Genomic DNA, 24,854 nt, shown 5'->3' with positions numbered 1-24,854 from the left:
GACGGAAGGCATGGTCCGTAGCCCACCAGAAAGCCGCTCGTTGGCACGCCTGCTTGCCCGCTATCGCGAACCGAACAGCGCGCGCAGCGTATTCGAGCTGGTGATTACGGCCGTGCCTTTCCTCGCGATCTGGGTCTTGATGTGGGCGGCTCTTGACCACGGCTACTGGATTGGGCTTCTGCTGGCGATACCCGCAGCGGGTTTCCTCGTCCGACTCTTCATGATCCAGCACGACTGCGGCCATGGATCGTTCTTCCAGGGCCGGCGCGTCAACGATTGGGTCGGCCGAACCATCGGGGTCTTGACCCTCACTCCGTACGATTACTGGCGACGTAACCACACCCTCCATCACGCGAGTTCGGGTAATCTCGATCATCGAGGATTCGGCGACATCGACACGTTGACAGTGAGCGAGTTTCTCGAACGGTCCCGATGGCGTCAGCTGCTTTATCGTCTGTACCGGCATCCGATTGTAATGTTTGGCTTGGGTCCCACCTATCTGTTTATCTTGCGGCACCGCTTGCCGATCGGGATGATGCGAAGCGGCTGGAAGCCCTGGCTAAGTACAATGGGCACGAACGCCGCCATCGCGATCCTGGCCGCCGCGATGATCCGGCTGATCGGCTTTGGGCCCTTCCTTCTGGTGCATTTGCCGATCGCGGTTTTGGCGGCGTCGATTGGTGTCTGGCTGTTCTATGTCCAACATCAGTTCGAGGGCACCACCTGGTCCCATGACGGGGCCTGGAGTCTTCACGAAGCTGCGCTACACGGCAGTTCGCACTATTACTTGCCAGCTGTGTTGCGCTGGTTCACGGCTAACATTGGCGTCCACCACGTCCATCATTTGTGCAGCCGAATCCCTTGCTATCGGTTGCCGGACGTGTTGCGAGATCATCCGGAACTCGCTGCCATTGGACGGATCACTCTGCCGCAAAGTTTGCAGTGCGTGGAGAGGGCTCTGTGGGACGAGACTGGGCGACGCCTCATTTCGTTTCGAGAGCTGGAGATTGCCCTGCTGCTTGAAGGGGGCAACAACCAGACGCCTAGATTCACATCGAATTTTGGTATCGACCACTGACGCACCAGTCGGGGTCTCGTACGCCAGTGAGCTCCCACTTGGTGGTCTCATAAGTGCGCGGGCTCCGACCTTCCGGCCCCGACGGCCCTACCTGACTCGCTGCTCTGAGACGGTGCAAGTTGCACTATCCCGCAGTGAGAGGGTGATTTCACGCTTGCCGCGGACAGCCGAGAACTGAAGCGACATCTTGTTCGCTATATCCGCGGCACGCAGTCAATAGTGTGTCGCCGGAGTTGGACTGTCGTACGAACTCGAGCGTCTAGCCGGGGAGGGCATTCACACATTGGATGTCGCTTGCTGGAGATAGCTCGCGCTTGACCATGATGGATTGGAGCGAGAGTTTGAGTTTTTCAAGTGGTTGGAAGGCGGCGCGTGGTCGGTGTCACCGGGAGATCAAGAAAAATCTCGTCACAACCAATGCGAATAGACGCTGCGAGGTTGATATTGGTTCAGGTCAGCGGACGAGCACAGCCAATGTTTCCGAGGGCAGGGAGATTGGTGAGTACTGACGAGAGTAGTGCCAGTTGTGAGAGGTAAACCGTCGAGATGATGTGCTCAGCGCCAGAGCGGACCTGATCTTGCAGGAGATGATGGAAGAAGTCAGCGCGGCCGCCGGATGTGGCGACGACGACTTCTGGACTGAAATGTGCGTATCGCCCGAAACGGATGCTAACTGGGGCGGCGTGATGATCCAAGCAGAATGCGCCCAGGATGATCACCGATGGCACGAACGCTCCTTGCGACCGGAAGGACTTTCCAAGTGGATCCGTAACGATCTCTAGCCGCCCGTCGGGTCGAAAACGGCCTGATTGTTCTCCCGTGGGATTCGTACCCCTCTTTTCGCCTTGTCACGCAGCACGACGTACATCATTGCGGTCATCAACGCGTCGTTGAATGCGTCATGTTGAGCAAGCGAAGGGATTTCGAGATCTGCGAGAATTGCGGAGAAGGAGAGATCGATGGAGATGTTAGGGGGGGCATCGCCGTACTTCCGCTCATAGTAAAGGCTGGAGATCTCAATACGGGGATTTGGCAGCTCGATTCCAATGAACGGAAGAATGTACTTGTCGAGCATCGCGATGTCGAAATCTACATAGTATCCTACCAGCGGCCGTCCGCCGACAAAACGTAGGAAGTCAGGCAGCAAGTTCCTGATCGGGGCTTCCTGCTCAACGTCGATCTGACGAAGGCGGTGTATCTTGATAGCATCCGTCCGCATGTCGGCATCGGGACGTGCCACTCTCTCGAAGCGCTCGCTTGTCAGGATGTGGTCGCCCCTGATTCTGACCGCGCCGATGCTTATGATGTCGTCGGTACGCAAGTTGAGCCCCGTGGTCTCGCAATCGATAGCAACAACTTCGTCTGCGGGTTCGCGTTTGAACATGAATCGATAAGACTGGTCGCCGATCGACGCTTGATGAAACAGGCGTTTGATTGCGCGCGGGATCACGTCAGAAGACACTGAGCTTGAAGTGATGGCGAATGAACTCACGGAACTTCTTGACGACATGGAACGCGTCACGCAACAGGTCACGCTCCATACTCGATAACGATGATGGTCGTACCAGGGTGCCCGTGGCGCCGGCAGACTCGGCCAATTGCCCGTCGAGGCGCAGCATCAGCATAAAGTGAAAAGCTTGGTGAAGCTCGCGGGCGAATTCTGCATGCAGCACGCCCATATCGCGCAGGCGGTTGATGCGCTTATCCGTTGCAGTCTCCACCAACCCACGCTCGAGAGCAAGGCTGCGAACGCCATGCACAATCGGGAAAAGACCGCCCTTTTTCAGGTCGATCGCGTCGCCATCGCCGGCAGACGTGATCAAGTTCCTGAATAGCCCAATCGGTGTCGCGAAGAGGTCTATGGATCGCGCGAAATGTGCCAGGAAGGCCTGCTCCCCGCGCACCATGTCGATCAGCGTGGTCTTGGCTTCGGTCAGCAGCGCTGCGTCGCCTGCCACGCAGCGGGCGTCAAAGAGTATGGCGACGTTCATATGAGCGGCATCGTCAGGCAGTGTGAGCCAATTGCGAAAATCTGCGACATAATCGGACAGTGGCTTGGACCAGGCTGGATTGCTCACCATCACGTGCCCGGGGCAGGGCGGGAAGCCAAAGCCTGCCAGCGCGCCGGAGAATGCAGCCCGAAACGCATCCAGCTTCACCTTTTCGACCGCCCCTGACAGGATGAGTCCGTTATCTTGATCTGTGCGGGCAGTTTGCTCACCCCGGCCTTCGCTCCCCATGACCACGAGGCATCCGCTCGTGCGAATTTCGGCTGGCGCCACTAAATCAAACAATCTGGAAAACAGGCGCTGATTCAGATCGGAGACGATTTCGCCGATCAACTCGACGCCGATCCCCTGGCGACGCAGGATCCGCACCTGCGCCGCTGTCTGGCGTGCGGCAGCCGCGAGGTCGTCTTCATTCGAGGCGCGCTCTATGCGGCTGGCAACGACCTGGGCGCTACCGGCGATGAAGCCCAGTAGATCGATGTCCTCCAGGATGCCGACGAAGCGCTCATCGTTGCGAATGGCGACCCGACGTTTGTTGAGCTTGGTCATAAGCACAAGGGCTGAAGAAACGAAGTCGTCGGACCGCAGCGTAACCAGGTCAAAGTGTGCGAGATCGCGAACTGCTGTTTGAGTGGATTTGCGCTGCAGTACGACGGCTTTTGACAAGTTCATGCCGGTGATGATGCCCGTCCGCTCGCCGTCGCGAACAAACAATGCGTTGCTGTTGACTTCCTGCATCTTGCGGCCCGCCGATTCTATACTGTCGTCGGCGCCAACGAAGGCGGCCGGATGCAGAAAAAGCTCGGAAATGCGAGCTCGCATCGTTGATCCGTGCCGTTGCTCATCCTGGTCTCTGACAAACTCATCCAACTTGCGCGCGATATCGCGGTAGAAGAATGAGGCAAACCTCGGATTGTTCTGGATCAGGTCGAGAACCACGGGTCTCGGAGCGGAGTAGCACAGCGTTTCATCACGCGCGAGAAAGGCATGCCCGCTCTTGCCGTGCACGAGGGCGCGGCTATCGAAGCTGTCCTTGGGGCCGAGCAAGGCCAGAAGGTCGGTCCCGTCGCGTTCCTCTATTGTGCCCTTGATGATGACGAAGAGCGCCTGAGACGAGCCGCCCTGATCGATAATCAACTGTCCTGGACGAAAGTAGACAATGTCCAGCGCCGCACGAAGCATCTCCACTTCATGCGGCGTCAGACGATCGAACGGTGGATTTGTGGCATCAAAAGCCTTGGGCATTCGCCGTTGTGCCTATTGGTTCCACAAAGCGCAAGTTTCAATGACTGGTGGCGCTTGCTGCTCCGATGCCGGTCTGGCTCCGCACGAACTGCGCGTCGAAGCCGTCGCGGTCCTTGGCGGCACGCGCGCTCCGGTCCAGGACCGAGATCAGCCAGATGGACACGAATGCGATTGTCATCGAGAACAGGGCAGGGTTGTCCAGTTTGATGGGGGCCGATCCCTTTGCAAAGCCGAGGGTCACCTCCCATACTGCCGGCGACAGAATGACGCCGACGACAGCGCTGATCAGGCCGAGCAGGCCACCAATCAAGGCGCCTCTCGTGGTAAGGTTCTTCCAGAAGATCGACATCACCAGCACCGGGAAGTTGCAGGACGCTGCGATGGCGAAGGCAAGACCAACCATGAAAGCGACGTTTTGGTTTTCGAAGATAATACCAAGTATGATCGCGAGCACACCCAGGAACAGAGTCGCGATCTTCGAGACACGAACTTCGTCCTGTTCATTGGCATGTCCTCCCTTGATTACCATGGCGTAGATATCGTGGCTGATGGAGGACGCTCCCGCGAGCGCCAAGCCAGAAACGACGGCCAGGATCGTGGCAAACGCGACGGCCGAAATGAAGCCGAGGAACAGATTGCCACCTACTGCGTCGGCCAGATGGATCGCGGCCATGTTCGACCCGCCTTTGATCGCGGCGATCCCGCTTTTGGTCTTCTCGAGAATCCCTGCGTCGAGGAACGCCAGATCGGTCGAGACGAGCGTGATGGCGCCGAATCCGATGATGAAGGTCAAGATGTAGAAGTAGCCAATGAAGCCTGTTGCATAGAATACGGACTTGCGTGCGGCCTGCGCGTCTTTCACGGTGAAGAAACGCATGAGGATGTGTGGCAGACCGGCGGTGCCGAACATAAGGGCCAAGCCGAGCGAAATGGCCGATAGCGGATTTGAGATCAGGCTGCCGGGCTCCATGATTGCGAGCTTTTTGGGGTGTACTTCGGTCGCCTTGGCGAACAGTGCTTCCGGGCTGAACCCGAATTTGTAAAGCACGGCGCCTGCCATGAACGTCGCGCCGAACAGCAACAGCACAGCCTTAATGATTTGCACCCAGGTCGTGGCTTTCATGCCGCCAAAGGTCACGTAGACCATCATAAGGCCACCCACCAGGATGACGGCAATCCAATAGTCCAAGCCGAAAAGCAGTTGGATCAGCTTGCCGGCGCCGACCATCTGCGCGATCAGATAGAAAGCGACAGTCACCAGCGAGCCGCACGCGGCCAGGATGCGTATCCGCGTCTGGCCGAGCCGGAATGAAGCGACATCGGCGAATGTGAACTTGCCGAGATTGCGGAGTTGCTCGGCAATCAGGAATGTGACAACGGGCCAGCCAACAAGCCAGCCGACCGAGTAGATCAGGCCATCATACCCTGAGGTGTAGACAAGACCGGAGATGCCCAGGAACGATGCTGCCGACATGTAGTCGCCGGCGATCGCAAGTCCATTCTGGCCGGCCGAGATGCCTCCACCTGCCGAGTAGAAATCCGCGGCCGATACCGTCCGTTTCGATGCCCAGTAGGTTATCACAAGCGTCAGAGATACAAACCCGATGAACATGCCAATAGCGGACCAATTGACCGCTTGCTTGGTGCCGCCATCGATCGTCCCGGCCGCAAGTGCGACCGAAGGAATGCAAATGAACAGCGTCACCAACAGGTGGGGTATCTTCTTCATTGGCGGCGCGCTCCAACAATCTTGCGGATCAGAGGGTCGTATTTTGAGTTCGCTTTGCTGACGTAGATGCCCGTCAGCAGGAATGCCGAAACGATGACCAATAGCCCGATCGGAATGCCAATGGTTGTGACGCCTGTCCCCATCGGTGTGCCAAGGAAGTGTGGCGCGTAGGCGACGAGCAGGATGAAGCCGAAATATACGATCAGCATGATCGCCGATAGCGTCCAGCCCAGCGACGAACGCCGGCGAACTAGTTCTTGATAGTTTGGGTCCTGCTCAATTTTTTCGTAGGTGCTCAATGTTTGGGTTCCCTCAGCAATAAGTGGAAGAACGTCTGGCCGCGCGGAGCGGCGTTCATTTCCAGCGTATTCAACGTCAGGCACGTGCGGGCCTGAGGCGGGCGGACGCACAACAGTCGCTGTTGAAGCGATGTGAATATGTACGATCGAAAAAGAGGGGTCTTGATGCAGATCAAATGTCGCGTACGTGCATTGATCTGCCGGCCTTGAGCGCGAAGATATCTCTGATGCGGTGTCTGGAAAGCAAGCTGCAGAGAGGCGTTTCTTGATGGAGATCAACCCGGCATCAATCACATGATCATATATGGCGTAGGAGTGGGAGTTGGACAAAGCAACCAGTTGGCCGCGTGCGGACCGCAGCGCCTCCGAGAAGAGAGAGCCAACTTCCCTGGTGTTGTGGGTAATGGCGTCACACAGAAGAAAATCTCGGAGGAATTGCTATGGATGCGAAGTTCGTAAATGCTGGTTCGCCGAAAGCGAGTTATGACGTGTCGGCCGACTGGGCCAAGCGCGCCTATATCGATGACGCCAAATATCGCGAGATGTACGCGCGCTCGGTCAAGGACCCCAACGGCTTCTGGGGCGAGCACGGCAAGCGGATCGACTGGATCAAGCCCTTCACCAAGGTCGAGAACGTCTCCTTTGCGCCCGGCAACGTCTCGATCAAATGGTTCGAGGATGGCGTGCTGAACGTCGCCTGGAATTGCATCGACCGCCATCTCGAGAAGCGCGGCGACCAGACCGCGATCATCTGGGAGGGCGACAACCCTTCCGAATCCAAGCACATCACCTACCGCCAGCTGCACGACGAAGTCTGCAAGATGGCCAACATCCTGCGCACGCGGAACGTCAAGAAGGGTGACCGCGTCACGATCTATCTGCCGATGATTCCGGAAGCGGCCTACGCCATGCTGGCCTGCGCGCGGATCGGCGCGATCCACTCGGTGGTGTTCGGCGGCTTCTCGCCGGACAGCCTCGCCCAGCGCATCAAGGACTGCGACTCCAAGGTGGTCATTACCGCCGACGAAGGCCTGCGCGGCGGCAAGAAGGTGCCGCTGAAGGCCAATGTCGATGCCGCGATCGCCAAAACCGGCGGCGTCGATTGGGTCGTGGTGGTGAAGCGTACCGGTGGTGCGATCGACATGAACCCGACGCGCGACCTCTGGTATCACGAGGCGGCCGAGATGGTGACGACGGAATGCCCGGCCGAGCACATGCATGCCGAGGACCCGCTGTTCATCCTCTACACCTCGGGTTCGACCGGCACGCCGAAGGGTGTGCTGCACACTTCGGGCGGCTATCTCGTGTTCGCGTCGATGACGCATCAATACGTGTTCGACTATCACGACGGCGACGTCTACTGGTGCACCGCCGACGTCGGCTGGGTCACCGGCCACAGCTACATTCTCTACGGACCGCTCGCCAACGGCGCGACCACGCTGATGTTCGAGGGCGTGCCGAACTACCCGGACAATTCGCGTTTCTGGAACGTGGTCGACAAGCACAAGGTCAACATCTTCTACACCGCGCCGACCGCGATCCGCGCGCTGATGCAGGGCGGCGACGAGCCGGTGAAGAAGACCTCGCGCAAATCGCTGCGCCTGCTCGGCTCGGTCGGCGAGCCGATCAATCCCGAAGCCTGGGAGTGGTACTACCGCGTGGTCGGCGACGATCGCTGCCCGATCGTCGACACCTGGTGGCAGACCGAGACCGGCGGCATCCTGATCACGCCGCTGCCCGGCGCGACCAAGCTGAAGCCGGGATCGGCGACGCGGCCGTTCTTCGGCGTGGTACCGGAGATCGTCGATGCCGACGGCAAGACGCTGGACGGCGAGACCTCGGGCAATCTCTGCCTGGCCAAATCATGGCCGGGCCAGATGCGCACGGTCTATGGCGACCATGCGCGGTTCGAGCAGACCTATTTCTCGACCTACAAGAACAAGTACTTCACCGGCGACGGCTGCCGGCGCGATGCCGACGGCTATTACTGGATCACCGGCCGCGTCGACGACGTCATCAACGTCTCGGGCCACCGCATGGGCACCGCCGAAGTCGAGAGCTCGCTGGTCGCGCATGAGGCGGTGTCGGAAGCCGCCGTGGTCGGCTACCCGCACGACATCAAGGGCCAGGGCATCTACGCCTATGTCACGCTGATGAAGGGCACCGAGCCGACCGAGGCCCTGCGCAAGGAGCTCGTCGCCTGGGTCCGCAAGGACATCGGCCCGATCGCGTCGCCGGACCTCATCCAATTCGCGCCCGGCCTGCCGAAGACGCGCTCCGGCAAGATCATGCGCCGCATCCTGCGCAAGATCGCCGAGGACGAACCGTCCAGCCTCGGCGACACTTCGACCTTGGCCGATCCGGCCGTCGTCGACGACCTCGTGCAGAACCGGCAGAACAAGAAGGGCGCGTAGGCGTAAGAAAGCGACCGTATCGTACCAACGGCACGCCCGATGCTTTAACCTATGGAGACAACGCTGTGAGATTAGTTCTGTTGGGGGCTCCTGGATCCGGGAAAGGGACTCAGGCGGCCCGTCTTGCCAAGCGCCTGGACATTCCTCAACTGTCGACCGGCGATATGTTGCGAGCGGCCGTATCCGAAGGAACGCCAATCGGGACAAAGGTAAAGGCGACAATGGAGCGCGGCGAACTTGTTCCCGATGATCTTGTCGTGGCCATCGTTGCCGAGCGCATATCGCGGCCTGATGCGAAATCCGGGTTTATCTTGGACGGCTTTCCCCGGACCATTGCTCAGGCAGCAGCGCTCGACGATATTTTGCGGGCGGCCGATCTTCGAATTGACCGCGTGCTGGAATTGGACGTCGACGAAGCCGCTCTGCTGAGCCGCATCCTCAACCGCGCGAACGAAGCAAGATCCAACGGCTATGCGCGCTCGGATGATACCGAAGCTGCACTGAGAGTGCGCCTAGCGGAGTATCGCGGGCAAACCAGACCGCTCGCTGACTATTACCGTGAGCAAGGACTTCTGAAGAGCATCAATGGTCTGCAATCGATTGACAAGGTAGCAAGCTCGCTCTTGGAAGCGCTCGATGCTTGAGAGAGCGAGAGTTAGCGGTTAGCCAAGGTCCGAGCTCAAACCCGACGCCTCCACCATATCGAAGCTACCTTGTCGCTTCCGGCTGAGCGTGGGGATAGAGGTGGCGAGTCTATGTTTGTTTGTTTGGTCTGGCCCGAGCGGCACCGAGCCGTTAGACTGGGGGGCGCGATGCATCGACTCGCGTCGTACCGAGGGCAAACCAACACTGCTAAATGAGCTTATCCGAAAACGGGGGCATGATATGATTATCTGTGGCCTGAAGTCTTTCATGATTGCCGGTCTGACCGCTAGTTTCGCCGCGGCCGCTCACGCTGAAGATGCCGATGTTGGTAAGGCGGAATTTCAAGCGTCGTGCGCAAGTTGTCATGGCGTAGATGGAAAGGGCAAAGGACCTGTTGCTGAGCAGCTGAAGGTGCCGCCTGCCGATTTGACGGCCTTGGCCAAGAACAACAACGGGGTCTTTCCTATATCCGCTGTTTATGAAGCCGTAGATGGGCGGAGAACAATTTCCGCGCACGGCACTCATGAAATGCCGATCTGGGGGGAACGATTCAATCCCGTCAAGAGCGTGCCTCACACTATTGATCCGACCTACGACGCGCTCGATCCATCGCGGGACTTGCGGGAAGTCGTCGTGCGAACACGCATCCTCGCCGTTATCGATTACCTGAACCGCATCCAGCAGAAGTAACGGCCACGATGGCGTTCGGGACGGCCATGCCGCTGTCGCGCTCGGCCGCGGCGACGTGATCTGCCGTAATGAATGAGCGCAGCCTGCGCGCATGAAAGCGACCGGCTCCAACATTGATCCTCGTCAAAGGCCGCTGCGAGCAAAGTCGCTAGTGGTCATATGGAAAGTGGAGGATCAACGATGACCAGCATAATGCTTGATGCCGAGCAAATTCGGAGCGCACCGGCCCCCGTTCGCCTCTGGCTTGAGCAGCAGATATCGGCGGCTCTCGGTCCAAGGCCGACACCCGGAGCGTCGCCGCCTCGCCTGGTTGCTTGCACGGAAGCTCAGGCAGCTAACCTTCTCAATCGAATTAGGCAGGCGCCATCTGCTGTCGAAGTGCTCTTCGGGCTCGCCCATCCAGGGATCTCCTTCGGCGAGCCGCCGGTCGTGACGTTTCGTCTCCTCGATCTTCAGCGTCGTGCTGGTTTGGAGAACATCGGCAAGCTCCTCGAATGCCTCGACCTCATCAATCGAGCTTTCGCCGAGATGTGCGACAATCCTGCTGCGCGATTCTGTGATTTTGATGCCGCAGGGCATTGCTCGATTCTGCCAACCACCCAGAGCAGTATCGCTGCATTGTGGAGGGCTATCATCGCGGCGGAGCGGCCCGGCGTGCTGCCGATCGCCGCAGCCGAATAGGCGGGGCGGGCGCGAGATGAACCCGAAAAGACCCTGCCGCAAGTTGACGCGGAAGTGGTCCGACCGCCTGTCGTCATCCATGACCGTCATCGCGTGGATGCTCCTGCTCCTGCTCTGGGCCGGACCGGTGCAAGCAGGAGAAATCCGGGATGTGCAAACACTTGCGCCTCTGGTCGGGAAGGTCATCCAAAGTGTCGTCGGCATAAAGGCCAGCACGGAGACTTCGGCAGCCCCCCGGTCAATGGACTCTGCTCCCGAGCTTCCCAATGAACCGCCTCGCACTATGAAGGATGTGTATGGTGCGGGCGTCATCATCAGGGCGGAATCCGGATTGATCGTGACGAGCAATCATCTGGTCAGCGGCGCCAAGACACTTGCGGTTCGATTGCCGGACGGGCGCCAGCTTGACGCTAGGTTCGTGGTGGCCGACGAGCGATACGATTTGGCGATGCTGAGGATTTCGGCCTCCGGCCTGACCGCGGCCCGCATCGGTCGATCGATCGACGCAGAGCCCGGGGATTTCGTCCTGGCGGTCGGCGGCTCCTCGGGGCTCACTCAAAGCATTAGCTTCGGCATCGTCAGCGCTCTGCATCGTTCGTGGCCTGGCATCCCTTGCCAGGATCTCATTCAGACCGACGCCATGCTGGATCGCGGCAGTTCAGGCGGGCCGCTGTTCAATCTGCGGGGCGAAGTGATCGGCATTGTTGCCGCCAGCACCGGTGAGACTGAATCCGAGCGCGCCTTTGGTCTGGCGATTCCTTCGGATGCCATCGATCGTCTCTACATCAGAATGAACTAGGCGTTCCGCGGGATCGCGGATCGTCTTGAGGCGCGACCGATTTGATTAGCAGGCTGAATGGTGGCCGCTCAATGATCGTGCACCGGGATCAGTAAACCATGATCGGCGTTTCCAGGAGATGATCGTTCACAGCAACGACACCGGGGATTGCTTCGGCGGCAATCCGGATCGCCGCGCGCTCTGCGGCGGATGGTGCATATCCCCACAGGTCGACGACGCCGTTCTGCACCGTCGCGGTCAGATTGAAGGTGTGTGCCCATGGTTGCTCGCGAAGCTCGCCGAGCAATTTCTTCCTGATGGCGGAATCGGCCGGTGATATCTCCAGCTTCGGCCGGGCGCTCGCAACGGCCTGGAGCAGGTTGGCCCGGCTGACGATGCCGAGGAGGCGGTCGGCTTCATCGACGAGACGATTCCGATGAGTTCGCTGTCTTTGCCCACAACGGGAACGGCGCTGATGCGGTGCTGGAGCAGCAGGGAAGCAACCCGCTGCACCGTTGCGTTGGAGTCCACCGTGATGACGGGTGACACCATGACGTCGCGCGCTTGCATGATCGTGCTCTCCGTAGACGGGGAAGATGTCACATCCTGCGGGATCGCGCGCATGCGTGATTTGACCCCGATCAATCGATCTGGAGTTCCCTGGCCCTAGAGAGGACCCGTTGAAGCGGAGGATGTCGAGATGGCGGGAATTCCAGCGAACGCGCTCGTGTTCGTCGGAGACGGGCGCAAGGCGTTGTTGCTCCGCAACGAAGGCGACGATCGGTTCCCAAACCTGAAGGCGGAGGCCGTCTTCGAAGATCAGAACCCGGCGACGCATCTGCAAGGCACGGACCGCCCGGGACACTTCGTCAAGGGGATCGTCTCCGGTCAACGAGGAGCCGTCGAACCGACGGACTGGCACGAGATCGAGGAGTATCGGTTCACAAGGCGGGTTGCGCGGGCTGCGGAGACCATGGTCCGGAGTGGAAGAGCGACTGTGCTTGTCATCGTCGCTCCACCGCGTACTCTGGCACAGCTTCGAGCGACACTCGCTCCCGATGTCAGACGCCACATCATTGCGGAGATTTCCAAGGATCTGACCAAGCGTCCCGTCGGGGAAATTGAAAAGCATATTGTGGAAGCGCTTGCGTCGCCCACACGATAGGCCCTGTGCGGCCGACAGTGTCCCAAGGGCGAGTTCGAGACTAAGTCCGTCTCGTCGTATAGAACAGCCAGATTGCGACAGCGGCCAGCAATACCGACATTATCCGCCTGATGAGCATTGTGTTTGCCCGTTTTTCGATGCTTGGGCGGATGGCGTTTGCTGAAATCACGACAGCCGAATGAATTATGGTCGCTATAGTAACGTACGCCGTCAGCAAAATCGCAGTCTGCGGAAGCAATGGCCGTGCTTCATCGATGAAAGTTGGAAAAATCGATAGATAGAAAACACCGGCCTTGGGATTGAGTAGATTGGTAATCAAGCCCCTGAGAAAGAATTTGGTGTTCGCCGTCGCTTCGATAGGTTTGGCGATCTCTTGCGGCGCATCGCGCCATCCTTGCCAGGCAAGCCAAAGCAGGTAGAGCGCGCCACCCCAGCGAAGGGCTTCGTAAAGCGGGTTGGAGGCAGCCACGATAGCTGCAAGACCGAGCGACGATGCGATCCCAGTTCCTAACAAGCCGAAGGCGACACCGGCTGTTGCGGCAAGACCGGCCCTGCGACCAGCCGACGCGGCCAGCACCGCGAGATAGCCCATGTTAGGTCCCGGTGTCAGTTCGATGAGGGTGACCGTGAGAACGAAAGCAAATAGAGAGTTTTCGCTCATGGCTCGATCCGTGTGCTCCCGAGGCGGGATTGGCCTAGATCTTGGTCTAATAGCTTGATCTGGGTCAAATTCTCCGTGACATGCCGCCCTCTCGCTCGATTTCGAGCTTACATGGCTGCAGTCGGCAGAGGGCGCAACGGCCGCGAGCTTCTGCGAGTAGCTTTCGATGTGGGCAATCAGGGGTGGAGGCCCCATCCTCGACGGCGATTCCCATATCAGCTGACAGGATGATCCTGCGGCGAAACCAGCGGTTACAAAAGCTGCACGGCTTATTGATCCAGATCAGCCTGGCCTTCTATTTTTGATCGATGCTGGCAGATCATCGCGTACACCAAGCTCTGAGGAGTTTGCCATGTTGGCTTTGGATGTCATGAGCACGTCCTTCGCGACGATCAAACCCGGCGCGCCATTGCTCGATGCCGTTCGTCTATTGCTGGAAACTGGCCAGCGCGGCTTGCCCGTGCTCGATGGCTCAGGGGCGCTGGTCGGTGTTATCTCCGAAGGGGACTTCCTTCACCGTCGCGAACTCGGCGTGCATTGGCCAGAGGGCTTCTGGCTCGAATGGCTGCTGAGCAGAGAGGAGGGGCGGCTGCTCCGCGAGCGGACTCGGGCCCTGAGCGTCGACGCTGTGATGAGCCACAAGCCCGTTTGCGTTGATGAATGCGCGACTGTGGATGAGATCGTTGCCGAAATGGACAAGCATCAGATATCGCAAGTCATGGTTCTCCGGGATGCGCGGGTCGTCGGCATCGTTGGACGTGTGCAGCTGATCACCGCGCTTGAGCGAATACTCGCGCGATCCGAGGGCGACTGACGCGGAAGCCGCGGCGGGCAATTGTAGAGCGTGCGATTGATCCGAGCGCGCGCCTCTGATCGAGTGCAACAACAGCGAGAAAGTGGCTCAATTCCGCGCCTTACCATCAAAGAAAGCTACCGCTGAATTGACCTTGCTCAAGGCATCCGTGCAGTCGATCGCGGATAGTAGGCAATAGCCATCGAATGCTGACGAGGTTCGCCATGACTGACCGAATGAAGTTGCCGGCCGTCGAGCAACCTGTGAAATATGGACCAGATATTGGTTGCGGGAAGCCGGCCGATCGCCGCTGGCTACTGGATGCGTTGGAAGACGACGAGGTTCGTGAGGCCCTGAAGTACGATGCGGCGCTCACATCCTCCGAGGCGGACGGCATGCCGGCGCATGGCTGACGGCCTGCCATCGATTCGTCCGGGCACGAAACCGGCTCACCGTGTCGACAGGGCTGCGGTGCTTCCGGGTGGGCAGCCCAAGGGCGCCGAAGAGGACAGCCGCGCGCCTGGCATTCTGCGCAGCATCCTGCAATCGCCAAGCTATCAGGAGGCGGATCAGGACGAAGATTTCCTGCAGAGTGAAGCCACGCGCGGCGTTCGCCTCCAACTTGATTTCCTCAAGACGGAGACCCTGCTCCGGGAGCATCAGATCGCTCATACGATCGTTGTCTTTGGCAGCACTCGCATTTGCGAAGCACAGGCGGCGCGCCGGGCCGTCGCCTCGATAGCTGATGCGCTCGCGTTGAATCCCGACGATGACGGCTTGCAGCGCCGTCTCAAGACGGCACGGAGCCTTGCGGCGAAGAGCAAGTATTACAGAATCGCGCGCGAGTTCGGACAAATCGTCGGTGCCTCAAGTGAAAAGGCCATCGGCGGCCGCCTCATGATCATGACCGGCGGCGGCCCGGGCATCATGGAAGCCGCGAACCGGGGGGCGCACGACGTCGGGGCCCAGTCGATTGGACTGAACATCACCCTTCCGAAGGAGCAGTGCCCTAACCCGTATGTCACGCCCGAGCTCTGCTTCAGGTTCCACTATTTTGCGATGCGGAAGTTGCATCTCCTGATGCGTGCGCGGGCGCTGGTGGCATTCCCGGGTGGCTTTGGCACGATGGACGAGCTGTTCGAAGTGTTGTCGTTGGCGCAAACCCGAAAGATTGCGGCGGTGCCGGTCGTGCTGGTTGGCGAGTCGTATTGGCGTCGCGCGTTTGATCCGGACTTCCTTGTCGAGGAGGGGGTCATCGATCCGGAAGACAGGAACCTGTTTTGGTTTGCAGAGACCGCCGAGGAAGCCTGGCAGAGTATCCTGCGGTGGTACGAGGTGGCCGGCCAGCCGCTGCTCCCGGTTGGAGAAGTCGCCTCACGGGGCAAGTCGATCAGTCAAGAGGTCGGATCGTGAAGTTATCCTTTCATGGCGCCGATCGAGCGGTGACCGGATCCTGTCACCTGATCGAATGCCTGAACCGACGCATTCTGATCGATTGCGGTCTTTTTCAGGGAGGCCGCGATCCAGCAGAAGAGAATATTGCCGCCTTCGGGTTCGATCCCGCGACCATCGACTATCTTCTGCTAACCCATGCTCATCTCGATCACTGCGGCAGGATTCCATTGCTCGCCAAGCGAGGGTTCAGGGGTGAAGTGATCACGACTGCGGCCAGTCGCGAGCTGGCCCGCCTCGTGCTGGTCGATGCCGCGCATCTTCAGGAGGAAGACGCACAGCGGAGAGCCCGTCAATGGCGCAGGCGCGGCGAAGAGGATATACCGTCGCCGCTCTACACCGTTGTCGATGCACTCGATTGCTTCGACCGGTTTGGAAGGACGGCTGAATATGGACAACCGCTGCAGCTCGCAGAGGGACTTCGAGCGACCTTCTTCGATGCCGGCCATATCCTGGGCTCTGCGAGCATCCTGATCGAGGCCGCCGAGTACGGCCGCGCGCGTTCGGTCCTGTTCTCGGGCGATCTTGGCAACGCCGGTCGCCCGCTGCTGCGGCTCCCCAGTCCCCCCGCTAGCGCCGACATTGTCGTCATGGAATCGACGTACGGAGACAGGCGCCATCGGTCGCTGAAAGACTCCATCGAGGAACTTTACGGCGCGATCAGCAGCACGCTGGCGCGTGGCGGTAACGTCATCATCCCGACTTTCGCGCTCGAGCGCGCCCAGGAGATCCTCTATGTGCTGCGCCAGGGGGTGGAGCGCAGCAGGCTGCCGCCGGCGATGCAAATCTTCCTGGATTCGCCGATGGCGATCTCGGCGACCGAGATATTCAAGCGGCATTCCGAATGTCTCAGCTCCGAGGCCGCTTCCATGTTTCGGGATGGGCGGGATCCACTGCAACCGGCAAACCTGCATCTCGTCCGCGAGAGCGCCGTTTCAGTCGCCATCAACAGGGTAACCGGAGGTGCCGTCATCATGGCCGGGTCCGGCATGTGCACGGGCGGCAGAATTCGCCATCATCTCCGGCACAATATCTGGCGCAAGGAATCGGCGGTCGTATTTGTCGGATACGCCGCCTCGGGAACGATTGCACGGCAGATCATCGATGGGGCCAAGTCCGTGCGGCTGTTCGGCGAAGACATTGCGGTTCGCAGCACGATCTCCACGATCAACGGATTTTCGGCTCATGCGGACCAGCAGGAGCTGCTCGCATGGCGAAGCGCGGTCGAGGGATGCGAGGCAACGTTCCTGGTCCATGGCGAAGAGCCCGCAATGCAGGCGCTCGCTACGCTTTTGCCGGGCCAGCGGGTCGAGCTGCCGGGTCTGGGTGACGTGTTCGATCTCTAGGCGGCCCGCGAAAGAGAGCCAGACGATCCGGTCGCTTCAGCTCGCAGCCTTCATGTCCTCGGGAGATTCGACGTAGAAGCCGGTATAGGTATCCACGAAGCAGAGGTGATCGTGGTTCCCGAAGCACATGAGACGTTCCTCGCCGAGTCGCTTTCAGCGAGTCTGCTTCTCCTCAAGCTCCTGATCTTCAGGAGATTTCAAATAGTAGCCCGAGAAACTATCGCCCCAGCAGAGATGATCATGCACCTCGAGGACCCCGGGGACGTTCTCGGCGGCGGCGATCGCGGCCTTGCGAAATCTGCTTTCGGTGATCACGCCGCTCAAGTGAACGATGCCGTCTCGGACGATGACGCTCAGTCCCAACGGGCACCAGGCGTTCCGTTCGATCTCGTCCAGAATGTGCCGCCGGATCTGGTCGTCGTTCTCCGTCGGAGCGGGTACGTCGCGTGCAAGGCTCGCCACCGTTCGCAGCAAGTTGCTGCGGGTGATGATGCCGACAAGCTTGCCGCTGCGAACCACCGGCAGTCGCTTGACGTTGTTCTTCTCCATCAGTTCGACGACCGCTGTCAGGGGTGCATCCTCGGCTACGGTGACCGGCGTGCGTGTCATGATCTCCGAGACCTTGCGTCCATGCTCGAATACGTAGTCCTCGGCCCATTTTCCTGGTCCGAGGACGAAAGTCGTCAACCAGTTACGCTTCCGTTCGGTGCCGATCTCGCTGCGATGAAGGAAATCGCCTTCGGTGATAATGCCGACGAGCGTGCCGTCGCGATCGATCACGGGAAGCCCGCTGACACGGTGCTGAAGCATGATGTTTGCCGCATCGAGGATGGTGCTGTCCGGCGTTGTCGAAAGCACCCTGCGGGCCATGATCTGGTGCGCGTACATCTGAATATCTCCGATCGGTCTGGAACGTGGTGTTCAGATTAGTTTCTGATGGTTGGGACGTGTTGATCTGACGCAAGCGGCAAACTGCGCGGTTTGATCTGGCGCAATGTCACGCGTGATTGCTGCGTTACAAAGTGTGGGTCCTTGCAGGCCGAACACGCACGTCCTTCAGAGAGGCCAGATCGTGTTGCCGGGCTGCGTTGGATGAAGGGCGGCGTTCGCCGGTGCACCCCCGTCGGTAGAGCCGCCCTTCCCCTGGACCGTTCCAATCTCGAAGACCGAGGGTCGTATGCAAAAGGACTATGCCGACGTCTGCAAGCACATCTCCAGCAATCTGGACCAGCTCCGCAAGGGTATTCCGGAGACCATGCGAGCGTTCTCGGCCATGGCGCAGGCGGCAACCAGAAATGGCGCGCTTGATGCACGGACAAAGGAACTGATCGCGCTCGCGCTGGGCGTTGCCGCTCACTGCGACGGCTGCATCGGCTTCCACGCCGAGGCCCTGGTCAAGCTTGGGGTCAGCCGCAAGGAGCTCGAGGAGACGCTCGGATTGGCGATCTACATGGGCGGTGGACCATCTCTGATGTACGCTGCCGACGCGCTCGGGGCTTACGACCAGTTTCAGGAGCGCGCCGTGGTTGCCGAGCCGGCGATGGATTGATCCGATCGGCGCCGCGAGGCGGTTGGCGAACTGTCGGAAGGGACCGGAACTGTCGTGCTTCGATAACTGGGAGATTTGTATGATGTGCTCTGGATATGCCAAGCAGCGGCCGTCGCAGCAACACGGGACCGAAGCGCAGCCGCCACGTCAGGCGGCGAAGAATGCCGTTGAGGTCGCGCAGAAGAAGCCGCGTGCCGGAAAGCCTCAGGACGACGCTTCATATTGGGCGTCCCGCGCCGAGCGGACGAAGCGCCAGGCTGCACGACATCAGGACCAGGCAACTCGCGATCACTTCATGAAGATTGCGGCCGGATATGAGGCGCTGGCGCGCTCGGCTCGCAGCGTCGGGCGGGATCCAGATTAGGCAGGCGACCGACGAATAGTTTCGGGGATCGAGGCAAGCTTGAGCTGGCTCAACGTTGGCAGCGCCGCCATGCCCAACAACAGACGATCATTTCACCTTGGTGGAGCAGGCACATGTATTTGGCCAATGTCATGGTTTACGTTGACCCTCAGCAGCAGGACGAGGGACAGGTTCGTGTCGCCGAGGGCATTGCGGACAAGTTTCATGCATCGATGATCGGCGTTTCAGCGTCCGCCATCGATCCGCCCTTTGTCGCCGAAGGCGTGATCATCGAGCAGACCACCGAGGATGATATCAAGCGGATGCGGGCCGATCTCGCGGCGAAGGGCGAGTGGTTCAGGAGGATCGCCGGGCGGGAGCGCCATAAAGTGGAATGGCGATGGGCGCTGGAATCCCCGACTGCGTTCCTGGCGGAGCAGGCCAGGGTGGCAGATCTGGTTGTCTTCAAGCGCCGGAAAGCCCAGTCCGACAATTTCCATTACCTCGACTCGGCTGAGGCCATCCTGCGGATGGGACGTCCCACGCTGTCGGTGCCGGAAGGCGTGACTGGCTTGTCGGCCGACCGCATTGTCGTCGGCTGGAAGGACACCCGCGAGGCCCGTCTGTCGGTCCGCGACGCACTGCCCTTCCTGACCCGGGCTTCGAAGGTGACTGTCGCCGAAATCTGCACGTCTGACGAGCAGGACGCAGCGACCCGCCGCTTGCGAGATGTCGCGAGCTATCTCGAGCGGCACAGCGTCAATTGCCGGTTCGACGTTCGGGTGCACACGGCCGAGCCGGACGCAGAATACCTTGTCAGGCTGGCAAGGAACGAAGGCGCCGACCTCATCGTCACCGGAGGCTATGGGCATAGCCGGCTCGGTGAATGGATGTTCGGCGGCATGACGCGCGGCTTGCTGCAGCACGCCCCAATCTGCCTGCTGATGTCGCATTAGATCGGCTGTGTCCCCCCCGGTCTGGCGCTGCTTGGTGGTCTGCACCGTGTGAATTGATCACGATCAAGGGCCGTGTGCCGGAATGCGTTCAAAATGGAGCTGCATCAAGGGAGGCGCATTGCCATGACACGCAACGTTGGACTCATTGATCAGTACGCCCGGATCATCATCGGCTTGGCTGTGATCGCATATACGCTGAAGGACGGCTCGCTTGGAGCAGGATGGCTGGTCGCCGGGACTCTCGGATTCGTCCTGATCGCGACGGCATTCTTCTCGTACTGCCCGCTCTACACGTTGCTGGGAATCAACACGCGGCAGAAGTCCAGCTCGATCTAGAGATCTGATAACAATAATGAATGAAAACCTCACTCTTGCCGAGTTGCGGTCCCGACTCGATCGTCTCGGCGCGGGCGCTGTCTTGAGAATTTCCGATCGTGATTATGAGCGGCTATTTGGGATCAACGAGGTCGCTGCCGCCAAGGTCGCACAATTTTCCAGGAAGCATCATTGTGTGAGCGTTCCGGGAGAGGGCTCGGTGTACTTCCGAAAGTCGGACTCCGACGCGTATGGTTCAGTCGAGTTGGTGCAGGACGCGCCCCCGATGTCCCGCTGAGCCCGAAATCCGTTCAACGAACCTTCAGTCGAGAGTGATGATAGTCAGAAGCAGCTGGAAGATCTGCCAGCCGGCGGCGACCAGCAATGCTCCGACGATCAGCAGACGGCCGTACCATGAGACGGTCGGGCCGTTTCGACGCTGGCGGCGTCGGACCAGCTGGTTGAATGTTGGGGCCGGTGTAGAGGCTGTAGCGGCCCGAGCATTGCTATCGCTCGTGTCGTCAAGTCTCTGTGCGTTCCGTTGCCGTGATCGATCCATTTGTGGTCAAAGCCATATCGTACCAGTGCAAGGATCGCATTCGGGGGAAGAATGGCTTTGATGCGGATCAACTCTGATCCGCGCTCCCGCTAATGGGTAGTGTCTGTGGGTCGTCCATTCAGTGCGGCATCGCTGGCGGGATGCTGTCGCGCCAGCGTAGCGCGATTTGGCTGTGCGGCGGCTGGGAGCGCAAGATGCTTTCCAGCCTCGGCCATGGCGAGGTAGCTGATCGTTATCAAAGCAATCGCGCCGAGGAGCACAGGCGGCAGGTCCGCAAAACCGAACAAGGTACCGAACGGTCCCAGCGCCAGGAAAATGCCTGAAGCAAGCGCGCCCAGCGAGCCCAATGCCAGGATGCGATGCGGGCGGCTGGCGCGCCACGGCGGCCGTCGCGAGCAGATCAGAAAGATCACGAGGATCTGTGTAGCGATCGATTCCAGGAACCAGCCGGTTTGGAACGCGGCCGCATCGGTGTGGAAGACCTTCAGGAGAATGGTGAAAGTCGCAATGTCGAATAGCGATGAAATCGAGCCCACGACGAACGTGAACCGCAGGATATCCGCCATATTCCGTGATTGGGGTCTCTCGGCATCCTCCTCGTCGATTGGGCCGCTCGTGCCTGCATCAGCAATGGAGCGGGACAGATCGCGTCTCAAGACGCGACAGAAGATCGCAATTCGGATTGATGCAGATCATTCCGACGCCTCAGCATTCCGCTTTGCTTGGGCCCGCGCAGATCCCCCAACTGCGCACAGCAGCCCACTGAAGCTGCCGACTGCCGACTGCCGCAAGCTGGCAGCTTCTTTGGGCGGGCGCTTTTCAATCGGATACGTGTAGATCCTGATGAGAACCTACTATTTCGACACGAAGGATGGTGTTCCGGTCCGTGATCGGATCGGACTTGAATTCGCGAACGTCGCCGCCGCGATCACGCACAGCAACGTGGTGGTCATCGACGAGTCGGGCGAGGAAATCACCGGGAGGCGATCGATCCTGCCTGAAAACCGAACTGGCGCCTGATCTGGCGACGCCCAGGCGCCGTCGGCACGATCATCGGGGCCTCTCGCCAGCCTAAAAGGGCTGATCGTCTTCCGTCGAAGGCTCTTCCTCCAACGAGACAAAGTCGCCGCCGCCATAGTCCTCCTCCGGCGGCGGGTAGTTGATTTTCACCAATTGGTCGTCGACCCGCTTCACGCCCGCAACGTTCTCCACCGCAACGGTCGTGGCCTTGCGCGCATTGTCGTTCCGGATGTTGCCGCGCAAGCTGACGATCCCGTCGTGCACGCTCACGTTCAGCGCAGCGGGTCGCCAGGGCGCATGGGCCAGCGCCGCAATGACCGATGCGCAAATCTGGTCGTCGTCGCCGGAAGAGGAGGATAGGTCGAGGCGAAGGTTTGCGATGGCGGTCATGAAATCCGTGCGTGTGACCATCCCAACCAGCTTGTTATCGCGCATGACCGGAAATCGCGTCACGCCGTGCGATTCCATGAGTTGAACGACCTGCTCGAGCGGGGTGTCCTCCTCGATAGTGATCGGGTTGGGCGACATGATCTGATTGACCTTGCGGCCGTGTTGACGGGCGAAGTCGAGTGCGACCTGGCTCGAGCCTGTGAGCATCGCAAGCCAGCGGCCGCGGCGCTTCTCCGTTCCAACTTCCACGCGGCGGATGAAATCTCCGTCCGACAGAATCCCGACGAGCGCGCCATCCCGATCGACGACAGGAAGGCCACTGATGTGATGGGACAGCATCGTCTTGATGGCATCGATCACCGATGCATCAGCATCGATTGTGATGACGTTCCGTGACATGATCTCCCGTACGCGCACGGCGTAGATCCTCCGACATGAACTGACAAGCCCCCAGCTAACTCCTGGAAGGCGCAACGTGTGTTGATCCCTATCAACCGGACGATCGTGTAACTGCGCTGAACATGCTCGGTATTGGGCAGGCAACCGAGTTGGGCAAGCCGCCCACAGTTGGTGACGATCCATGCTTTCTGATTGTTCGACCCCCGCCATGGTCGCAATCTAGACCGCTCGGCTATGCCGGGCCGTGGCGCGACCAAGGTGAGCGTCGAACGCCGAGGCGACGCTTCGGGCCAGGAATTCCGCGTCATCGTTGATCGAGAGGCGATCGCCCATCATCGTCACGGCACCGTCCGCGATCAGTCTGTCGAGCCGGGAACGATCGACGACGGCCGAACTCGGATCCCAGCGGTGTCGGCGGCACACTCCCGGCAGGTCCACGGCCATGTCGCACATGATGCGCTCGATGATGTCGGCACGGAAACGGTCCTCCGCGGTCAGCATGTAGCCCTTGACGGTGGCAAGCCGGTCCTCGGCGACGCGCGCAAGGTAGTCGCGTGTCGCGACCGCATTCTGCACGAAGCCCTGCGGCATGCGGCCGATTGCGCTGGCGCCCAGACCAATCAGGGTCTCCGCAGAATCGTCCGTATAACCTTGGAAGTTACGCCGCAGCCGGCCCTCGCGCTTTGCCATGGCCAGATTGTCGCCGGGGAGCGCGAAATGGTCGAGGCCGATGCGGATGTATCCGGCATCGGTCAGTGCCTGCGCGATTGCTTCGGACTGACGATGCCGCTCGAGACTATCCGGCAGCGACGCTTCGTCGATGATGCGCTGATGCTTCTTGAAGGAGGGAATATGGGCATATCCGAACACGGAAAGCCGGTCGGGCCGCAGCGCGACGCATCTGTCGACAGTATCCAGGCAGGAAGCGACAGTCTGAGAAGGCAGGCCGTAGAGCAGGTCGAAGTTGATGCGACTGACGCCAGCACGGCGCAGCCGCTCGACCGCTTCCGCGGTCTGCTCAAGGCTCTGCGAGCGATTGATGGCGTGCTGAACGACAGGATCGAAGCTCTGGACGCCAAGGCTCGCGCGGTTGACGCCGCTGTAGCCCAATGCCTCCGCCATCGGCTCGGTCAGGGTGCGCGGATCGATCTCGACGGCGATCTCGGCGTCGGGCTGCACGAAGAACGAGTAGCGTAGCGCGCTGACGAGATCGGCGAAGGTTTCGGGCGTCATGATCGTCGGGGTGCCGCCACCGAAATGGATGTGGGAGACGGGCATCCGCTGACCGACCGCTTCCGCAACGAGGTGCGCCTCGGTGCGAAGGCCGGCGGCGTAAATGGCGACCGGTTCGTCGCGATTGGCGATGGAGGTGTGGCACCCGCAGTACCAGCACATCGACCGGCAAAACGGCACATGCAGGTAGATCGAGGCCGGCCGGCGGGCTGGAACCGACCTCAGCCACGTCCGGTAATCAGCCTCGCCGACCTCCGCAGAAAAATGCGGAGCCGTGGGATAGCTGGTATAGCGCGGCAGCCTGTCCTGCCCATAGGTGATCGCCAGGCCCGACCGCATTGGATTCCTCGCCTCTCACTCGCCGTCGATCATCGGAGCTTGGCTCGCCCTCTCACGCCGCCATGATCCGGTTCGACATCGCACGGTTGCGCAGTTCCACCCGGCGCGAGGTCGGAAGCGAGATCACGCCGTTCTGCTCAAGCTGGGTAAAGGTGCGCGACACCGTTTCGATCGTCAGACCGAGATAGTCGGCGATATCCTGGCGCGACATCGGGAGCTCGATGGCGGCATTCTTGACGGCGCGGCGCGCCATGTCATGAAGGAAGCCGACGACACGATCTTCGGCGCTGCAGATCAGGAGCATCAGATGCTCCTGGAAACGGCGCAGCTCCTGGGCCGTAGCGTCCCACAGCTGGCGTGCCAGATCCTTTTCGTGGCCGGCTCGGACCATGAGCGCGGCGCGCTTGACCACGATGACCCGGGCCTCGGAGACGGCTTCAGCCGAGGAGATATGGGTCTCGCCGGCCTCGAAGCCGAAGATATCGCCGGGCAGATAAAAAGCACCGATCTGGCGACGTCCGTCTTCCAGAATCTTGTAGGTTCGGACGGCGCCGGAGACGACCTGATAGAGGTATTCGGCGGCCTCATCCTCGCCGTAAATCTCGCTGTTGCGTGCGAACCGCATCGGCGTCCCAATCATGCCGAAGGGCCCCTCAACGCGCGCCTGTCGGCTGAGGATGCTGGTCGGGTGACGGCTGTTCTCGATAGAAATGGCGTTCTGGGTCTGCATGGCGGCACTCCATGGATGGGAAGATCGATGGAGGCA

Annotated in this window: 29 protein-coding genes; 17 read left to right on the top strand and 12 right to left on the bottom strand. The window is 60.2% G+C overall.

The window, feature by feature from the left end; all coding sequences use genetic code 11:
• The first annotated feature begins 10 nt into the window (after positions 1–10).
• Complete coding sequence (locus AAFG13_RS08300; protein WP_342711720.1) at positions 11–1,078, top strand: fatty acid desaturase; 1,068 nt, start codon at positions 11–13, stop codon at positions 1,076–1,078.
• A gap of 578 nt (positions 1,079–1,656) precedes the next feature.
• Positions 1,657–1,860, top strand: coding sequence for a hypothetical protein (locus AAFG13_RS08295; protein WP_342711719.1), 204 nt, complete (start codon positions 1,657–1,659; stop codon positions 1,858–1,860).
• Here the strand turns inward: AAFG13_RS08295 and AAFG13_RS08290 are convergent.
• Genes AAFG13_RS08290 through AAFG13_RS08275 form a run of 4 tightly spaced genes read right to left on the bottom strand, consistent with a single transcriptional unit; the run spans position 1,857 to position 6,360 of the window.
• The gene (locus AAFG13_RS08290; RefSeq protein ID WP_342711718.1) at positions 1,857–2,570 is read right to left on the bottom strand and encodes a 3'-5' exonuclease; all 714 of its coding nucleotides are present in this window, start codon (positions 2,568–2,570) and stop codon (positions 1,857–1,859) included. The genes AAFG13_RS08295 and AAFG13_RS08290 overlap by 4 nt on opposite strands.
• Positions 2,530–4,332 carry a putative nucleotidyltransferase substrate binding domain-containing protein gene (locus AAFG13_RS08285; RefSeq protein ID WP_342711717.1) on the bottom strand — a complete coding sequence of 601 codons (1,803 nt, stop codon included), beginning with the start codon at positions 4,330–4,332 and terminating at the stop codon, positions 2,530–2,532. The genes AAFG13_RS08290 and AAFG13_RS08285 overlap by 41 nt, the downstream gene beginning before the upstream one ends.
• 37 nt (positions 4,333–4,369) lie before the next feature.
• Positions 4,370–6,061, bottom strand: a complete 1,692-nt coding sequence (locus tag AAFG13_RS08280) for a cation acetate symporter (protein WP_212313242.1) — start codon at positions 6,059–6,061, stop codon at positions 4,370–4,372.
• Positions 6,058–6,360 (bottom strand): DUF485 domain-containing protein, encoded by a 303-nt coding sequence (locus tag AAFG13_RS08275; protein ID WP_097677094.1) that lies wholly within the window; start codon positions 6,358–6,360, stop codon positions 6,058–6,060. Before AAFG13_RS08275 ends, AAFG13_RS08280 begins: the two co-directional genes overlap by 4 nt.
• Positions 6,361–6,800: 440 nt before the next feature.
• Here AAFG13_RS08275 and acs point away from each other — a divergent pair, with 440 nt between their 5' ends.
• From acs to AAFG13_RS08250, 5 genes are all read left to right on the top strand, one after another.
• Positions 6,801–8,774: an acetate--CoA ligase gene (gene acs / locus AAFG13_RS08270; protein WP_342711716.1), complete on the top strand. Its 1,974-nt coding sequence runs from the start codon at positions 6,801–6,803 to the stop codon at positions 8,772–8,774.
• Between the two features lie 65 nt (positions 8,775–8,839).
• A complete protein-coding gene (locus AAFG13_RS08265) occupies positions 8,840–9,418 on the top strand; it encodes an adenylate kinase (protein WP_342711715.1) in 579 nt (192 codons plus the stop codon).
• A gap of 268 nt (positions 9,419–9,686) precedes the next feature.
• The gene (locus tag AAFG13_RS08260; RefSeq protein WP_342711714.1) at positions 9,687–10,109 is read left to right on the top strand and encodes a cytochrome c; all 423 of its coding nucleotides are present in this window, start codon (positions 9,687–9,689) and stop codon (positions 10,107–10,109) included.
• Between the two features lie 180 nt (positions 10,110–10,289).
• Positions 10,290–10,790 carry a hypothetical protein gene (locus tag AAFG13_RS08255; RefSeq protein WP_342711713.1) on the top strand — a complete coding sequence of 167 codons (501 nt, stop codon included), beginning with the start codon at positions 10,290–10,292 and terminating at the stop codon, positions 10,788–10,790.
• A gap of 79 nt (positions 10,791–10,869) precedes the next feature.
• Positions 10,870–11,589, top strand: coding sequence for a trypsin-like peptidase domain-containing protein (locus AAFG13_RS08250; RefSeq protein WP_342711712.1), 720 nt, complete (start codon positions 10,870–10,872; stop codon positions 11,587–11,589).
• An 88-nt stretch (positions 11,590–11,677) separates the two neighbouring features.
• Here AAFG13_RS08250 and AAFG13_RS08245 read toward each other — a convergent pair whose 3' ends face one another.
• Together AAFG13_RS08245 and AAFG13_RS08240 are read right to left on the bottom strand one after the other, a co-directional pair.
• Positions 11,678–11,875, bottom strand: coding sequence for a BON domain-containing protein (locus tag AAFG13_RS08245; RefSeq protein ID WP_342711711.1), 198 nt, complete (start codon positions 11,873–11,875; stop codon positions 11,678–11,680).
• Positions 11,827–12,120, bottom strand: coding sequence for a CBS domain-containing protein (locus tag AAFG13_RS08240; RefSeq protein ID WP_342713568.1), 294 nt, complete (start codon positions 12,118–12,120; stop codon positions 11,827–11,829). The genes AAFG13_RS08245 and AAFG13_RS08240 overlap by 49 nt, the downstream gene beginning before the upstream one ends.
• Positions 12,121–12,268: 148 nt before the next feature.
• On the opposite strand from AAFG13_RS08240, the gene AAFG13_RS08235 reads away from it, so the two are divergent.
• Positions 12,269–12,733 (top strand): host attachment protein, encoded by a 465-nt coding sequence (locus AAFG13_RS08235; protein ID WP_342711710.1) that lies wholly within the window; start codon positions 12,269–12,271, stop codon positions 12,731–12,733.
• 40 nt (positions 12,734–12,773) lie between these two features.
• Here AAFG13_RS08235 and AAFG13_RS08230 read toward each other — a convergent pair whose 3' ends face one another.
• Entirely contained in the window at positions 12,774–13,394 is a 621-nt protein-coding gene (locus tag AAFG13_RS08230; RefSeq protein ID WP_212313232.1) for a LysE family translocator, read from the bottom strand.
• A 352-nt stretch (positions 13,395–13,746) separates the two neighbouring features.
• On the opposite strand from AAFG13_RS08230, the gene AAFG13_RS08225 reads away from it, so the two are divergent.
• The 4 genes from AAFG13_RS08225 to AAFG13_RS08210 all read left to right on the top strand — a co-directional run bounded on the left by AAFG13_RS08225 (position 13,747) and on the right by AAFG13_RS08210 (position 16,985).
• Positions 13,747–14,208, top strand: coding sequence for a CBS domain-containing protein (locus tag AAFG13_RS08225; protein WP_342711709.1), 462 nt, complete (start codon positions 13,747–13,749; stop codon positions 14,206–14,208).
• Between the two features lie 203 nt (positions 14,209–14,411).
• Positions 14,412–14,600 carry a hypothetical protein gene (locus AAFG13_RS08220; RefSeq protein ID WP_342711708.1) on the top strand — a complete coding sequence of 63 codons (189 nt, stop codon included), beginning with the start codon at positions 14,412–14,414 and terminating at the stop codon, positions 14,598–14,600.
• Positions 14,593–15,600: an LOG family protein gene (locus AAFG13_RS08215; RefSeq protein WP_342711707.1), complete on the top strand. Its 1,008-nt coding sequence runs from the start codon at positions 14,593–14,595 to the stop codon at positions 15,598–15,600. Before AAFG13_RS08220 ends, AAFG13_RS08215 begins: the two co-directional genes overlap by 8 nt.
• Before the next feature lie 29 nt (positions 15,601–15,629).
• Positions 15,630–16,985, top strand: coding sequence for an MBL fold metallo-hydrolase (locus AAFG13_RS08210; protein ID WP_342711706.1), 1,356 nt, complete (start codon positions 15,630–15,632; stop codon positions 16,983–16,985).
• A 153-nt stretch (positions 16,986–17,138) separates the two neighbouring features.
• On the opposite strand, the gene AAFG13_RS08205 is transcribed toward AAFG13_RS08210, so the two are convergent.
• On the bottom strand, positions 17,139–17,873 hold the full coding sequence (locus tag AAFG13_RS08205; protein WP_342711705.1) for a CBS domain-containing protein: 735 nt from the start codon (positions 17,871–17,873) through the stop codon (positions 17,139–17,141).
• A gap of 289 nt (positions 17,874–18,162) precedes the next feature.
• On the opposite strand from AAFG13_RS08205, the gene AAFG13_RS08200 reads away from it, so the two are divergent.
• The 4 genes from AAFG13_RS08200 (at position 18,163) to AAFG13_RS08185 (ending at position 20,169) form a co-directional block, all read left to right on the top strand.
• The gene (locus AAFG13_RS08200; protein ID WP_212313212.1) at positions 18,163–18,534 is read left to right on the top strand and encodes a carboxymuconolactone decarboxylase family protein; all 372 of its coding nucleotides are present in this window, start codon (positions 18,163–18,165) and stop codon (positions 18,532–18,534) included.
• 79 nt (positions 18,535–18,613) lie between these two features.
• Complete coding sequence (locus AAFG13_RS08195; protein WP_342711704.1) at positions 18,614–18,898, top strand: hypothetical protein; 285 nt, start codon at positions 18,614–18,616, stop codon at positions 18,896–18,898.
• Positions 18,899–19,011: 113 nt separating this feature from the next.
• Positions 19,012–19,833, top strand: a complete 822-nt coding sequence (locus tag AAFG13_RS08190; RefSeq protein ID WP_342711702.1) for a universal stress protein — start codon at positions 19,012–19,014, stop codon at positions 19,831–19,833.
• 123 nt (positions 19,834–19,956) lie between these two features.
• Positions 19,957–20,169 (top strand): DUF2892 domain-containing protein, encoded by a 213-nt coding sequence (locus tag AAFG13_RS08185; protein WP_249131875.1) that lies wholly within the window; start codon positions 19,957–19,959, stop codon positions 20,167–20,169.
• A 627-nt stretch (positions 20,170–20,796) separates the two neighbouring features.
• On the opposite strand, the gene AAFG13_RS08180 is transcribed toward AAFG13_RS08185, so the two are convergent.
• Positions 20,797–21,273 carry a cation transporting ATPase C-terminal domain-containing protein gene (locus AAFG13_RS08180; protein WP_342711701.1) on the bottom strand — a complete coding sequence of 159 codons (477 nt, stop codon included), beginning with the start codon at positions 21,271–21,273 and terminating at the stop codon, positions 20,797–20,799.
• Between the two features lie 277 nt (positions 21,274–21,550).
• Here AAFG13_RS08180 and AAFG13_RS08175 point away from each other — a divergent pair, with 277 nt between their 5' ends.
• Positions 21,551–21,727 (top strand): hypothetical protein, encoded by a 177-nt coding sequence (locus tag AAFG13_RS08175; protein WP_342711700.1) that lies wholly within the window; start codon positions 21,551–21,553, stop codon positions 21,725–21,727.
• A gap of 51 nt (positions 21,728–21,778) precedes the next feature.
• On the opposite strand, the gene AAFG13_RS08170 is transcribed toward AAFG13_RS08175, so the two are convergent.
• The 3 genes from AAFG13_RS08170 to AAFG13_RS08160 all read right to left on the bottom strand — a co-directional run bounded on the left by AAFG13_RS08170 (position 21,779) and on the right by AAFG13_RS08160 (position 24,818).
• Positions 21,779–22,516 carry a CBS domain-containing protein gene (locus tag AAFG13_RS08170; protein WP_342711698.1) on the bottom strand — a complete coding sequence of 246 codons (738 nt, stop codon included), beginning with the start codon at positions 22,514–22,516 and terminating at the stop codon, positions 21,779–21,781.
• A 219-nt stretch (positions 22,517–22,735) separates the two neighbouring features.
• Positions 22,736–24,088: an oxygen-independent coproporphyrinogen III oxidase gene (hemN, locus tag AAFG13_RS08165; RefSeq protein WP_342711697.1), complete on the bottom strand. Its 1,353-nt coding sequence runs from the start codon at positions 24,086–24,088 to the stop codon at positions 22,736–22,738.
• Positions 24,089–24,140: 52 nt separating this feature from the next.
• Complete coding sequence (locus tag AAFG13_RS08160) at positions 24,141–24,818, bottom strand: helix-turn-helix domain-containing protein (protein WP_342711696.1); 678 nt, start codon at positions 24,816–24,818, stop codon at positions 24,141–24,143.
• Positions 24,819–24,854 lie beyond the last annotated feature (36 nt).

The sequence above is a fragment of the Bradyrhizobium sp. B124 genome (assembly GCF_038967635.1).
Lineage (GTDB): Bacteria > Pseudomonadota > Alphaproteobacteria > Rhizobiales > Xanthobacteraceae > Bradyrhizobium.
The sequence above is the reverse complement of the archived record's forward strand: the minus strand, read 5'-3'. Positions and strand labels throughout refer to the sequence as shown.

Excerpts from the sequence above, each read along its gene's own strand:
- AAFG13_RS08300 (WP_342711720.1), top strand. The coding sequence starts at position 11 with ATGGTCCGTAGCCCACCAGAAAGCCGCTCGTTGGCACGCCTGCTTGCC.
- AAFG13_RS08285 (WP_342711717.1), bottom strand. The coding sequence starts at position 4,332 with ATGCCCAAGGCTTTTGATGCCACAAATCCACCGTTCGATCGTCTGACG.
- AAFG13_RS08280 (WP_212313242.1), bottom strand. The coding sequence starts at position 6,061 with ATGAAGAAGATACCCCACCTGTTGGTGACGCTGTTCATTTGCATTCCT.
- acs (WP_342711716.1), top strand. The coding sequence starts at position 6,801 with ATGGATGCGAAGTTCGTAAATGCTGGTTCGCCGAAAGCGAGTTATGAC.
- AAFG13_RS08260 (WP_342711714.1), top strand. The coding sequence starts at position 9,687 with ATGATTGCCGGTCTGACCGCTAGTTTCGCCGCGGCCGCTCACGCTGAA.
- AAFG13_RS08255 (WP_342711713.1), top strand. The coding sequence starts at position 10,290 with ATGACCAGCATAATGCTTGATGCCGAGCAAATTCGGAGCGCACCGGCC.
- AAFG13_RS08250 (WP_342711712.1), top strand. The coding sequence starts at position 10,870 with ATGACCGTCATCGCGTGGATGCTCCTGCTCCTGCTCTGGGCCGGACCG.
- AAFG13_RS08240 (WP_342713568.1), bottom strand. The coding sequence starts at position 12,120 with ATGGTGTCACCCGTCATCACGGTGGACTCCAACGCAACGGTGCAGCGG.
- AAFG13_RS08235 (WP_342711710.1), top strand. The coding sequence starts at position 12,269 with ATGGCGGGAATTCCAGCGAACGCGCTCGTGTTCGTCGGAGACGGGCGC.
- AAFG13_RS08230 (WP_212313232.1), bottom strand. The coding sequence starts at position 13,394 with ATGAGCGAAAACTCTCTATTTGCTTTCGTTCTCACGGTCACCCTCATC.
- AAFG13_RS08225 (WP_342711709.1), top strand. The coding sequence starts at position 13,747 with ATGTTGGCTTTGGATGTCATGAGCACGTCCTTCGCGACGATCAAACCC.
- AAFG13_RS08220 (WP_342711708.1), top strand. The coding sequence starts at position 14,412 with ATGACTGACCGAATGAAGTTGCCGGCCGTCGAGCAACCTGTGAAATAT.
- AAFG13_RS08215 (WP_342711707.1), top strand. The coding sequence starts at position 14,593 with ATGGCTGACGGCCTGCCATCGATTCGTCCGGGCACGAAACCGGCTCAC.
- AAFG13_RS08205 (WP_342711705.1), bottom strand. The coding sequence starts at position 17,873 with ATGTACGCGCACCAGATCATGGCCCGCAGGGTGCTTTCGACAACGCCG.
- AAFG13_RS08200 (WP_212313212.1), top strand. The coding sequence starts at position 18,163 with ATGCAAAAGGACTATGCCGACGTCTGCAAGCACATCTCCAGCAATCTG.
- AAFG13_RS08195 (WP_342711704.1), top strand. The coding sequence starts at position 18,614 with ATGATGTGCTCTGGATATGCCAAGCAGCGGCCGTCGCAGCAACACGGG.
- AAFG13_RS08190 (WP_342711702.1), top strand. The coding sequence starts at position 19,012 with ATGTATTTGGCCAATGTCATGGTTTACGTTGACCCTCAGCAGCAGGAC.
- AAFG13_RS08185 (WP_249131875.1), top strand. The coding sequence starts at position 19,957 with ATGACACGCAACGTTGGACTCATTGATCAGTACGCCCGGATCATCATC.
- AAFG13_RS08180 (WP_342711701.1), bottom strand. The coding sequence starts at position 21,273 with ATGGCGGATATCCTGCGGTTCACGTTCGTCGTGGGCTCGATTTCATCG.
- AAFG13_RS08175 (WP_342711700.1), top strand. The coding sequence starts at position 21,551 with ATGAGAACCTACTATTTCGACACGAAGGATGGTGTTCCGGTCCGTGAT.
- AAFG13_RS08170 (WP_342711698.1), bottom strand. The coding sequence starts at position 22,516 with ATGTCACGGAACGTCATCACAATCGATGCTGATGCATCGGTGATCGAT.
- hemN (WP_342711697.1), bottom strand. The coding sequence starts at position 24,088 with ATGCGGTCGGGCCTGGCGATCACCTATGGGCAGGACAGGCTGCCGCGC.
- AAFG13_RS08160 (WP_342711696.1), bottom strand. The coding sequence starts at position 24,818 with ATGCAGACCCAGAACGCCATTTCTATCGAGAACAGCCGTCACCCGACC.